This window comes from Flagellimonas sp. ABD4_174 (assembly GCF_056160185.1).
Genome location: NZ_JBSWWP010000001.1, coordinates 812,200 through 824,470, shown reverse-complemented (window position 1 = coordinate 824,470; position 12,271 = coordinate 812,200). Strand labels below are relative to the sequence as shown.

12 protein-coding genes are annotated in these 12,271 nt (G+C 41.3%); all 12 read left to right on the top strand.

Annotation, left to right across the window (positions count from 1 at the left end):
- Positions 1-5 precede the first annotated feature (5 nt).
- The 12 genes from ACXAFK_RS03615 to ACXAFK_RS03560 all read left to right on the top strand — a co-directional run bounded on the left by ACXAFK_RS03615 (position 6) and on the right by ACXAFK_RS03560 (position 12,203).
- Entirely contained in the window at positions 6-1,358 is a 1,353-nt protein-coding gene (locus ACXAFK_RS03615) for an MptA/MptB family glycosyltransferase (protein WP_474956833.1), read from the top strand.
- A 221-nt stretch (positions 1,359-1,579) separates the two neighbouring features.
- On the top strand, positions 1,580-2,194 hold the full coding sequence (locus ACXAFK_RS03610; protein WP_224836324.1) for a GNAT family N-acetyltransferase: 615 nt from the start codon (positions 1,580-1,582) through the stop codon (positions 2,192-2,194).
- A 75-nt stretch (positions 2,195-2,269) separates the two neighbouring features.
- Positions 2,270-3,457 carry an argininosuccinate synthase gene (locus ACXAFK_RS03605; protein ID WP_474956832.1) on the top strand — a complete coding sequence of 396 codons (1,188 nt, stop codon included), beginning with the start codon at positions 2,270-2,272 and terminating at the stop codon, positions 3,455-3,457.
- Entirely contained in the window at positions 3,454-4,428 is a 975-nt protein-coding gene (argC, locus tag ACXAFK_RS03600) for an N-acetyl-gamma-glutamyl-phosphate reductase (protein ID WP_474956831.1), read from the top strand. Before ACXAFK_RS03605 ends, argC begins: the two co-directional genes overlap by 4 nt.
- A gap of 80 nt (positions 4,429-4,508) precedes the next feature.
- Positions 4,509-5,303, top strand: a complete 795-nt coding sequence (gene proC, locus ACXAFK_RS03595) for a pyrroline-5-carboxylate reductase (RefSeq protein ID WP_224836321.1) — start codon at positions 4,509-4,511, stop codon at positions 5,301-5,303.
- A 2-nt stretch (positions 5,304-5,305) separates the two neighbouring features.
- Positions 5,306-6,451 carry an aspartate aminotransferase family protein gene (locus ACXAFK_RS03590; protein WP_474956830.1) on the top strand — a complete coding sequence of 382 codons (1,146 nt, stop codon included), beginning with the start codon at positions 5,306-5,308 and terminating at the stop codon, positions 6,449-6,451.
- A complete protein-coding gene (locus ACXAFK_RS03585; RefSeq protein ID WP_474956829.1) occupies positions 6,451-7,389 on the top strand; it encodes a Rossmann-fold NAD(P)-binding domain-containing protein in 939 nt (312 codons plus the stop codon). Before ACXAFK_RS03590 ends, ACXAFK_RS03585 begins: the two co-directional genes overlap by 1 nt.
- Positions 7,390-7,466: 77 nt before the next feature.
- A complete protein-coding gene (argB, locus tag ACXAFK_RS03580; protein ID WP_474956828.1) occupies positions 7,467-8,246 on the top strand; it encodes an acetylglutamate kinase in 780 nt (259 codons plus the stop codon).
- The gene (locus tag ACXAFK_RS03575; RefSeq protein WP_474956827.1) at positions 8,243-9,313 is read left to right on the top strand and encodes a M20 family metallo-hydrolase; all 1,071 of its coding nucleotides are present in this window, start codon (positions 8,243-8,245) and stop codon (positions 9,311-9,313) included. The genes argB and ACXAFK_RS03575 overlap by 4 nt, the downstream gene beginning before the upstream one ends.
- 68 nt (positions 9,314-9,381) lie before the next feature.
- Positions 9,382-10,662, top strand: coding sequence for an argininosuccinate lyase (argH, locus tag ACXAFK_RS03570; RefSeq protein WP_474956826.1), 1,281 nt, complete (start codon positions 9,382-9,384; stop codon positions 10,660-10,662).
- A 131-nt stretch (positions 10,663-10,793) separates the two neighbouring features.
- Entirely contained in the window at positions 10,794-11,567 is a 774-nt protein-coding gene (locus ACXAFK_RS03565; protein WP_474956825.1) for a class I SAM-dependent methyltransferase, read from the top strand.
- 183 nt (positions 11,568-11,750) lie between these two features.
- A complete protein-coding gene (locus ACXAFK_RS03560) occupies positions 11,751-12,203 on the top strand; it encodes a hypothetical protein (RefSeq protein WP_474956824.1) in 453 nt (150 codons plus the stop codon).
- Positions 12,204-12,271: the final 68 nt, after the last annotated feature.

Below are 12,271 nucleotides of genomic sequence, written 5' to 3'. Positions count from 1 at the left end.
AAACCATGCAATCTTACTGGCGACTGCATAGATATCCCATTCTTTTTGCCGTCGCTTGCACATTGTTTTATTGGAGCTTTGCATACAATCTCGTCAGAACCGATTTTACAAAGCTCTTAATGCTTTTTGGGGCACTCTTCTATCTTACCTACAAAATACTCCAATTCGAAAAGTGGAACTATAAGTTTTTATTGGGCATAGGAATCTTATTTCGATTGGTTTTTCTATTCGCCGAACCTAATCTATCGCAAGATTTTTATCGTTTTATTTGGGACGGTCAACTCATAAAAAACGGTATCAACCCCTATTTGTACACCCCTGACCAAATTATGGAACAGGGCGAGATTGCGTTTACCGGTATAAACAAACTTTATGCCGGCATGACGGACCTCAACGCTCGACATTACAGTAATTATCCACCGATCAACCAAATCCTTTTTGCACTATCAGCTGTATTGGGAGGCGGAAGTGTAGTGGGATCCATGATCGTTTTACGATTGATTATAATCCTTGCGGACTTCGGAATGCTTTATTTTGGACGAAAACTTCTTCAAAACCTCAATAGGGCCAACCACTTGGCATTTTGGTACTTTTTAAATCCATTGGTGATAATTGAGCTCACAGGAAATCTTCATTTTGAAGGGGTCATGCTCTTCTTTTTTATTTGGGCCATTTACCTCTTATCAAAAAACAAATGGCTGTGGGCCAGTCCTGTTTATGCCATTTCCATAATGGTAAAATTGGTCCCCTTGATCTTCCTGCCCATATTGGTAAAATACCTAGGGCTCAAAAAGAGTGCTATTTTTTACATTCTGGTCATAGCTGGCTGTATTATGCTCCTTCTTCCCTTCTACTCATCTGTATTTGTTGATAATTATACAGAGACCGTCGGACTTTGGTTTTCCAATTTCGAGTTCAACGCCAGTGTTTACAATGTGGTTAAAAAGATAGCAGTAACCTATTTTGAGGCTAAACCATGGGAACTCATTGACACTTATGGTTCTTATCTAAAAATAGCCGTGTTAATAATAGTCCTGGTTCTTGCCTTTCTTCGAAAAAACCAAAGTTTAGACCATGTCCTCAGCACAATGGTCATTGCCTTGGCCCTATATTATTTCCTATCCAGCACCGTTCATCCTTGGTACGTGATATTCCTTTTGGGGTTTGCAATTTTTACGGATTACAAGTTCCCACTGGTATGGTCCTGCACCATAATTTTAAGTTATTACGCCTATTCACATCCCGATTTTAAAGAGAACCTATGGTTATTGGCCATTGAATACATCGTGGTAATCGGCTATTTTATTTATGAATTAATAGGAAGCAGGCCAAAAAAGTTATATTTCCTCAAAAAGTAATCACAACTTTAGTACAATTCGAATTAATTTGTACATTAGCCTCAGAATGAAAGGACAACAGTACATACTATCTACTTTGAGCATCACAGCTCCCATCAGTCCATTTACCCCCCGCCGTCGTCGCCCGTAAGGGTGCAACATATCTATTGGAAATAGGTGAGTCCATTTCCGCAAAACTCCAAATACATTTTTTTCACTTTTTTACAGATTAATCGCTTGCAATGGAAATTATTGTTGCTAACGAATCACATTATAAATACGCGCAGATCATTAGTGATACCATAACCGATTCCGCAAAGGTCAGAGGTACAGGTATTGCCATGCGAACTCCAGAATACATAATAAAACGTCTCCAAAACGGTAATGCAATTATTGCGTTGGATGGAGATAAGTTCGCTGGATTCTGTTATATCGAAGTCTGGGGGAACAAGGACTTTGTGGCCAACTCTGGTTTAATAGTCCATCCAGATTACAGAAACCAAGGTCTGGCCAAAAAAATTAAAAAAGCCGTTTTCGACCTTTCCCGAAAAAAGTTTCCCGACGCCAAAATTTTTGGCATAACCACTGGACTGGCCGTAATGAAAATGAACTACGAACTTGGCTATAAGCCAGTTACATTTTCGGAACTAACGGACGACCCGGAATTCTGGAAAGGCTGTCAAACCTGCAAGAATTTTGATATCCTTACCCGAACCGATAGAAAAATGTGCCTTTGCACCGGGATGCTTCACGACCCAAAAGCAAAAAATCAACAACCGGAAAAAGTGAACAAAAAAGCATTTCAGAGATTGAAAAGCATTAAAGAATCACTTTTTCTCAAAAAGAAAAATAAATAGAAATCTGTTCGAACATGATCGGATGCATTTCCATTCGACCGTACTCGACTGGAAAATAACACATAAAGAATCAAAATGGAAAAATTAGTTATAGCTTATAGCGGCGGGTTGGACACCTCCTACTGTGCCAAATACCTTTCCAAAGAAGAGGGCTTCGAAGTACATGCAGTAAGCGTAAACACTGGAGGATTCAGCAAAGCTGAAATCGAGGACATTGAAGAAAAAGCACTTGCTTTGGGTGCCACATCTTACACTTCCATCGATGCCATAGGCATTTTTTATAACAAAGTGGTCAAATATTTAATCTTCGGAAATGTTCTCCGAAACAACACCTATCCCCTTTCCGTAAGTGCGGAACGAATCGTTCAGGCTATCGAGATTGTGAACCACGCCAAAAAAATCGGTGCTAAATATATCGCACACGGAAGCACAGGGGCCGGTAACGACCAAGTAAGGTTTGATATGATTTTTCAAATCTTAGCCCCGGAAATCAATATTATTACCCCGATAAGGGACAAAAAACTCGCCAGAGAGGAAGAAATCGAATATCTGCAAAAGAACGGGATAGATTATTCTTGGGAAAAGGCCAAGTATTCGGTGAACAAAGGACTATGGGGAACATCTGTAGGAGGTGATGAAACCCTGACCTCACATCTATCCCTGCCCGAAAGCGCCTACCCAAGCCCCTTGGAGAAAGAACTGCCAAAAGAACTAAAACTTACTTTTAAAAATGGTGAGTTAGTGGCTTTGGATGGTGAGCCGGACACACCCGTGGCCAATATCGAGAAGCTATCCGCAATAGCATCAAAATATGCCATTGGCAGGGATATTCACGTTGGCGATACCATAATCGGTATCAAAGGGAGGGTCGGTTTCGAAGCGGCAGCACCCTTGATCATTATAAAAGCCCACCATTTGCTGGAAAAACACACCCTGAGCAAATGGCAGCAATACCAAAAAGAGCAAATGGGCAATTTTTACGGAATGTTGCTACACGAGGGCAATTATCTTGACGAGGTGATGCGAAACATCGAGGCATTTTTGACCGACACCCAAAAACACGTTTCCGGTGATGTTTTTGTGACCTTGCACCCCTACCGGTTCGAATTGAACGGAATCACATCCAAACACGATTTAATGAATGCTTCCTTTGGAAGTTATGGTGAAATGAACAAAGGATGGACCGCCGACGAGGCCAAAGGATTCATTAAGATCCTATCTAACTCTGGAAAAATTGCCAACCACGTAAACCAAGAATCATGATAAAAGCTGGAATTATAGGTGGCTCAGGATATACAGGAGGTGAGCTAATAAGGCTCTTGCTCAATCATCCACGGACCGAAATCGATTTTGTGTACAGCACTACACGAGCAGGAAAACCAATAACCTCCGCCCATCAAGATTTGTTGGGGCAAACAGAATTGAATTTTTCTGGAGAAATAAATTCAAATATAGATGTAGTCTTCCTCTGTTTGGGGCATGGAAATTCCACCACATTTTTGAACGAAAACAAATTTTCCTCTACTACAAAAATTATTGACCTCAGCAACGATTTCCGGTTACAGGCCGATTCTAACTTTAATGGTCAAAGATTTGTTTATGGTCTTCCCGAATTGAACAAGTCTGCCATAAAAGCTGCGGAGGCCATCGCCAATCCAGGTTGTTTTGCAACAGCTATCCAATTGGCATTGTTACCATTGGCAAAAGCAGGTTTGCTCGGTGCAGATATACATATCAACGCAGTTACAGGAAGCACCGGAGCTGGAGTTGGACTATCCCCAACATCACATTTTAGCTGGAGGAACAATAACGTATCCTGGTACAAACCGTTTACGCACCAACATTTGGGAGAAATTGGGGAAAGCCTCAATTCTTACGGGAAATCCGTAGGTAAATTAATGTTCTTGCCCAATCGGGGCAATTTTACACGAGGAATCCTGGCCACTGCATACACCAACTATAACGGCAGTTTGGAAGAAGCAAAAAACCTTTACCACGATTTTTATAAAGACGCTGTTTTCACCCATCTTTCGGATGGGGAACTACACCTGAAACAAGTAGTAAACACCAATCAGTGCCATATTCATTTGCACCAGCACGATGGGCTTTTATTGGTTACGTCCGCTATCGATAATTTATTGAAAGGAGCATCCGGACAAGCGGTACAGAACATGAACTTGATGTTCGGATTTCCAGAATCCGAAGGTCTATTGTTAAAAGCAGGAGTATTTTAAAACAAGAAGGCTGAGCGTAGTCGAAGGGATTATGTAAAACTAGATTTCCGCCTACACGGAAATGATAAAGAAAGAAAATTATGAAAATAGCTATTATAGGGGCGGGTAACTTAGGGCTGGCCATCGCAAAGGGGATTTTGCACAGCAATGGCGCCACGACCATGTACCTGACCAAAAGGAACACAGATTCCATTCAGGAGTTCGAAAAATACGGCAATGTAACGGTCACTGCCAACAACAAGGAAGCCGTAAAAAATTCCGACATCTTGGTTTTTGCGGTACAACCCGGGCAATTCACATCCATTTTAGAGGAAACCAAAGATCTTCTATCCGAAAAACATGTGGTGATCAGTACCATTACAGGATTCAGTATTTCCAAAATTGAAGAGATCATCGGTTCGGATAAATTCATCATCCGTAGTATGCCGAATACAGCAATTTCGGTAGGCAAATCCATGACGTGTATCTGCAGCAACGAATTGGGCAAAAAAAGGGTGGATCTGGCAAGGGCCATTTTTAACCGAATGGGACATACCCTGGAAATTCCAGAAGGGCAAATGCAGGCGGCAACTGTTATATGCGCAAGTGGGGTTGCCTTTTGGATGCGACTGATCCGTGCCACCACCCAAGGTGCCATACAATTGGGATTTGATGCAAAAGAAGCCCAAGAATTGGCCATGCATACCTGTAATGGGGCGGCCAACCTTTTAATAGAGTCGGGCAGTCATCCGGAAGAAGAGATAGATAAAGTAACCACACCCAAAGGATGTACCATCGAAGGTCTGAACGAAATGGAGCATCAAGGATTAAGTTCTTCCTTGATCAGGGGAATTGTTACATCTTTTGAGAAAATCAGTGAAATAAGAAAAGGATAAAAATGAAATTATTTGACGTATATCCGTTATACGATGTTACTCCAACCAAGGCCAAAGGCATTGAAGTCTGGGACGATAAAGGGGAAAAATATCTGGATTTTTATGGAGGTCATGCCGTAATTTCCATTGGACACACACATCCACACTATGTAAAACGGATAAAAGAGCAATTGGACAACATTGCGTTTTACAGTAATTCTGTTCAAAATCCATTACAAAAGGAGCTTGCAGAAAAGTTGGGCCGTTTATCCGGTTGCGAGGACTATGATCTTTTTATGTGCAACTCTGGGGCAGAAGCCAACGAAAACGCGCTAAAAATGGCTTCGTTTCACACTGGAAAATCCAAAGTAATCGCCTTTACCAACAGTTTTCACGGAAGAACCTCTGCAGCAGTGGCCGCTACGGACAATCCAAATATCAACGCCCCGATCAATAAACAACAAGAGGTGACTTTCTTGGCACTGAACGATTTTGATGCTTTTGAAAAAACAATTCAATCCAATGAATATTGCGCAGTGATCATTGAAGCAATTCAGGGTGTGGGCGGACTCGATGAACCTACCACGGAATTCTTCCAATTCATTGCAAAAAAGTGCAAGGAACACCAGGTTGTCCTGATTGCGGACGAGGTACAATCGGGTTATGGCCGAAGTGGAAAGTTCTTTGCCTTTCAACACCATTTGGACACTGAGCGGAGTCGAAGTGTGCAACCCGACATTATTTCCATAGCCAAGGGAATGGGGAACGGTTTTCCCGTGGGCGGCATATTGATTCATAACTCATTTAAGCCTTCTTACGGGCTTTTGGGCACCACCTTTGGTGGAAACCACCTGGCCTGTGCCGCAAGTTTGGCCGTTCTGGAAGTGTTGGAAAAAGAAAACTTGATTACAAACGCAGCCAAACTAGGGGCGTATTTTCGGGAAAAGGCATCGGAAATAACAGAAATCAAAAATATAAAAGGGAGAGGACTTATGATCGGACTGGAGTTTAATTTTGAAGTTGCTCCGCTGCGAAAAAGAATGATCGTGGAACAGCACATGTTCACTGGAAGTGCCAAAAACAAGAAGCTGTTACGATTTTTACCCGCATTGAACATCACAAAAAAAGATATAGACCTGTTCTTTGATGGGCTAAAAAAAGTAGTATAATGAAGCATTATTTAACCGTTAGCGATATAGAATCACTACCCGATTGGGTAGATGAAGCTATCGCCCTAAAAAAAGACCCCTATCAGTTTGAGGGTCTGGGCAAACGAAAAACCATTTGCCTGCTATTTTTCAACAATAGCCTTAGAACCCGTTTAAGTACACAAAAAGCGGCCATGCAATTAGGTTTGGATGTAATGATCATGAACTTTGGCAACGAAGGCTGGGCGTTGGAATATGGTGACGGCACCATTATGGATCAAGGAACATCGGAGCATATTAAAGAGGCCGCCCAAGTGGTATCCGAATATGCCGATATTGTGGCCATTAGGGCATTCGCAGGATTGGTGGACAAAGAAAAGGACGAATCCGAAGAAGTAATCACCGGTTTTGCTAATTATGCCACAATTCCTGTACTTAATATGGAAAGTTCGGTGGGGCACCCACTTCAAGCTTTGGCGGACGCCATCACCTTAAAGGAAAATGAAATCAAGAAAAGACCCAAAGTAGTGCTTTCTTGGGCGCCACACCCCAAAGCCTTGCCGCATGCGGTTGCGAACTCTTTTGTAGAAATGATGCGGATGCAGGACGCCGATTTTGTGATCACCCATCCGAAGGGATATGAATTAAATCCAAGGTTGACCCAAGGTTGCGAAATTGAATACGACCAAAACAAGGCATTGGAAGGAGCCGATTTTGTATATGTGAAAAACTGGAGCAGCTACTCCGATTATGGAAAAGTACTGAGCAAGGACACCGATTGGACCATTACAGAAAAGAAATTGGGGCATGCCAAATTTATGCACTGCCTGCCAGTAAGGAGAAATATGATCGTGGAAGATGCCGTATTGGACGGGAAACAATCTTTGGTGGTCCAGCAAGCTAAAAATAGGGTGTTTTCCGCTCAAATTGTATTAAAAAAATTACTGGAAAATATATGAAAAGGAGTATAATTGCCTTTACAACCAAACCTTAAAATGTGAACAACATCTGACACATTATAAATAACACAAAACAGATGAAACAAAAATTATCCATTGTAAAAATAGGAGGCAATCTTATTGAAGATGTCGAAGGGTGCAAACGTGTACTAGATCTGTTCTCCAAATTAGATGGAAACAAAATTTTGGTCCATGGTGGAGGCAAAAAAGCGACCGAATTGGCCAATCAATTGGGAGTAGAATCCAAAATGGTGAACGGTAGACGAATTACGAACGCGGAAGCTCTCGAAATTGCCCTAATGGTGTACGGAGGATTGTTCAGCAAAAAAATCGTGGCAAAATTACAGGCCTTGGGTACCGATGCCATTGGAATGAGCGGAGCCGATGCCGATGCCATTAGAGCTCACAAAAGACCTAAAAAAAATGTGGATTTCGGTTTTGTGGGCGATGTGGACCTTGTGAACACATATGGCATTTTTAAATTGCTTCAAGCTGGTTTTACACCTATTTTTTGTGCCCTTACGCACGACGGCAAAGGGCAAATGCTGAATACCAATGCGGACACCATAGCTGCCGAATTGGCCATAGCCATGTCCGAGCAATTCGAGACCACATTATTTTACTGTTTTGAAAAAAAGGGGGTACTGCAAGATATAGAAGACGACAACTCCGTAATCCATCATATCAATTCCAAAGATTACGATGAACTTCTGGCCTATGGCATTATTGCCGATGGAATGCTTCCCAAAATGCATAATTGCTTTTACGCACTTCGAAATCAAGTAGGTAAGGTTTGCATCGGAAACACCGAAATGCTCGAAGCCAACAATACCGACTATACCACTTTGACCCTATGAGACCAACACAAACTTTATTGACCGAAAAAGCCATTGAACTCCTCAAAAAACTGATCGGGACCCCTTCGTTTTCCGGAGAAGAGGATAAAACCGGTGATGCCATTGCAGAATTTCTGCAAGGTTTTGGGGTAAAAACCCAAAGACAGCACAACAATATATACGCCTTCAATAGATATTTTGATGAAAGCAAGCCCACTTTGTTGCTCAACTCCCACCACGATACCGTTAAACCCAACAGTGCATATACCAAAGATCCTTTTAATGCCCATATTGAAGATGGCAAACTGTACGGACTAGGCAGTAACGATGCAGGTGGGTGTCTAGTCTCCCTTTTGGCCACATTCGTCCATTTTTATGAAGATGAGAATCTGAGCCATAATATTATTATGGCTGCAACCGGAGAGGAAGAGGATGCCGGTGAAAAGAGTATTCGCGCACTCCTTCCCATTCTCCCCAAAATCGATGTTGCCATTGTGGGCGAACCCACTTTGATGGACTTGGCCATTGCCGAAAAAGGACTAGTGGTATTCGATGCGGTAGTCGAAGGCACTCCTTCGCATGCCGCGCACCCCAACGACAATAATGCAATTTACAATACCATAGAAGTATTGCAATGGCTAAAAAACTACTCGTTCGACAAGGTTTCCGATGCCCTTGGAAAGGTCAAGCTCACGGTGACCCAAGTAAGTGCCGGAAACCAGCACAATGTAGTGCCCGGCCATGTGGATTTGGTGATAGATGTGCGCGTGAACGATCGTTACACCAATCAAGAAATTGCCGATATATTACAAAAGGAAGCTCCTTGTAAAATGACCCCTAGATCGCTTCGATTAAACTCTTCTCGTATTGACCCTGAACATGATTTGGTAAAAAGTGGTCTGGCTCTTGGAAGAAAAACCTATGGTTCACCTACGTTGTCCGATCAGGCCGCTTTAACGTGCCAATCGGTAAAGCTGGGTCCGGGCGACAGTACAAGATCGCACTCTGCCGACGAATTTATATTTGTGGACGAAATAAAAGAAGGTATAGATATTTACATCAAAACACTAACAGGATTTTTGCAATAAACAATGACAAACCAGTAATTAAAATGAGCCATTGTTTATTGATAATTGACAACTGATAATTAAATAGTATGAAACTCTGGGACAAAGGATTCAGTACCGATAAAAAAATAGACCATTTTACTGTAGGAGATGATCGTGAACTAGATCTGGTATTGGCAAAGTATGATGTTATCGCTTCAAAAGCACATGCTAAAATGCTGGGAAAGGTAGGTCTTATATCTCAAAACGAGGCCAAAGACCTTGTAACAGCATTGAACTCCATCGCAAAGGATATTGAAAAAGGAAAGTTCACAATCGAGAAGGATTTTGAGGATATGCACTCAAAAATAGAGTTTGTACTTACCGAAAAATTGGGCGACACCGGCAAAAAAATCCATTCGGCACGTTCCAGAAACGATCAGGTTTTAGTGGCTATGCAATTATATCTTAAAGATGAGCTTACCGAGATTAAAAATCAGGTAAAGTCACTTTTTGATCTATTGCTAAAACTCGCCGACAAACATAAAAATGTATTGCTGCCCGGATATACCCATTTACAAATTGCGATGCCCTCCTCGTTCGGGCTTTGGTTTTCTGCCTATGCCGAGAGTTTAATAGATGATTTATACTTTGTGCAAGCAGCCCACAAGGCAGCGGACCAAAATCCATTGGGAAGTGCCGCTGGTTACGGTAGCTCGTTCCCCATCGATAGAAGTTTCACCACGGCCGAAATGGGCTTCGACACTCTAAAATACAATGTGGTAGCTGCACAGATGGGCCGTGGCAAAGTGGAAAAAGCCACTGCATTCGGAATTTCGAGTGTTGCTGCCACCATTTCCAAAATGGCGATGGACATTTGCCTGTACATGAGCCAAAATTTTGATTTTATCTCCTTTCCGAATGAGCTCACTACGGGAAGTAGCATTATGCCCCACAAGAAAAACCCAGATGTTTTTGAATTGATCAGGGCCAAATGCAATAAAATTCAAGCTGTGCCCAACCAGTTGATACTGATTACGAACAATCTGCCCAGTGGTTATCATAGGGACCTTCAATTGGTAAAAGAAGTAGTTGTCCCGGCATTACAGGACATGCATGCCTGTTTGGAAATGATGACCTTTAGTCTTAAAGAAATCAAGGTCAACCCATCTATTTTGGACGATTCCAAATACGATTATCTTTTTAGTGTGGATACTTTGAACGAACTGGTTAAAAGTGGAATGCCTTTCCGTGATGCCTATAAAACTATGGGCACAGCCATAGAAAACGGTAATTTTAAACCTAAACGAGACATTGAACACACTCATGAGGGAAGTTTGGGCAATTTGTGTTTAGTGGAGATACAAGAAAAAATGGAGAAGCTTTTTTAACACAAAAGCTCTAGTTTCAACATATATGTAAATCCGTCAACTCATAACGGGCATTGGTCAATTGACAAGAGAAAAATCAGAGTACTTTCCCCACTTTTATCTTTTTATAACCAAATGGAAGGATAAAATATATGATGGGATTGACCAAACTCTCTTTAAAAGAAAAGCATAGGGAGTACCGAAAATGGAGAAAGGAAAAATTATTTAAAGGGGATGTAGTCCACTGTACTATCTGCAATTCCAACTATCGGGAATTTGGAATCTTTGGCAATACAAAAAGAAAAAATGCACAATGCCACAATTGTGGTTCATTGGAAAGGCACAGGTTGGTCTGGAAATATATTCAAGATAACGAACTGATCAACGAACCTATGCGATTGCTCCACTTTGCCCCAGAAAAAGTATTCTACAATCTATTTTCGGATGTTCCGGAGATTGAATATTTCCCATGCGACCTATTTCCACACGTTTATAACTACAAAGGAAAAACCAAAATTATGGAAGTCGATATCACCAAAATCCCTTTTGATGACAGTTCTTTTGATTTTATTCTATGTAATCATGTATTGGAGCATATTCCCAACGATCAACTTGCCATGTCGGAGCTGTTCAGAGTTATGAGGCCTGGCGGTTTTGGCATATTCCAGGTACCCATTGATTACAACAGGGAAACAACCTACGAAGATTTTTCCATAACCACGGAAAAAGGGCGGTTGAAGGCGTTTGGTAGACGAGACCATGTAAGATGGTACGGTAAGGACTATAAGAACAGGTTGGCAAACGTAGGCTTTGAGGTAAAGGAGGATGACTTTGTAAATACATTCTCAAAGGAAGAGCAATTTAAATACGGATTTGATACCTCAGAGAAGATTTATCATTGTAGAAAACCCGACAATCGTAAGTAGTTGCAAACTCTGATCATTTGATTCTTAAACCTGAAAAACGCTTCTCAAATGGTACATCAGTTTAATAGAACCTACAGTTTGCGCCTATGTTAGAGCCATTAACAAAATTCACTTGTCCTTTTATGAGAGAGTGGCCACAAAAAAGTAAATTCGGTCACTAATTATCATTGTAGCCTATTATTAATGAAGAACAAGCTTAACATACTTACTTATTCACTTGTTATTTTAATTACTGCAACCTCTTGTACAGAAAAAAACAAGGAACAAACCACTAGCGAGAACAAAATTCAACAATCGGTAAATCCGAACGGCGATAGCGAACTGGCAATTTTAATGAGAGAAATGTTCGATGAAGCGGAATCGATCAAACAGCAAATAGCCAATGGAAGACCTGTAAAATTAAACATAGACCATGAGAAAATGCTAACTGCCCATGCGACCGAACCTGAAAAAACAGCTTCAGGGCAGTATAAAGTGTTTGCCGACCTGTATTTACAAAGCATCAAAAATTTGGAGTCTGCAAAAGCAAAACAAATGGACAGTCTTTACAATACAATGGTAGTAAGTTGCCTAAATTGTCATAAGGCATTGTGTCCTGGACCATTGGTAAAGATCAAAAAGTTGCAACGGCTGTAGCACAAACAATAGCTAACCTCTATTTATATAGTCCTACCTCCTCAATAATCCCTTAAAAATATTACCTA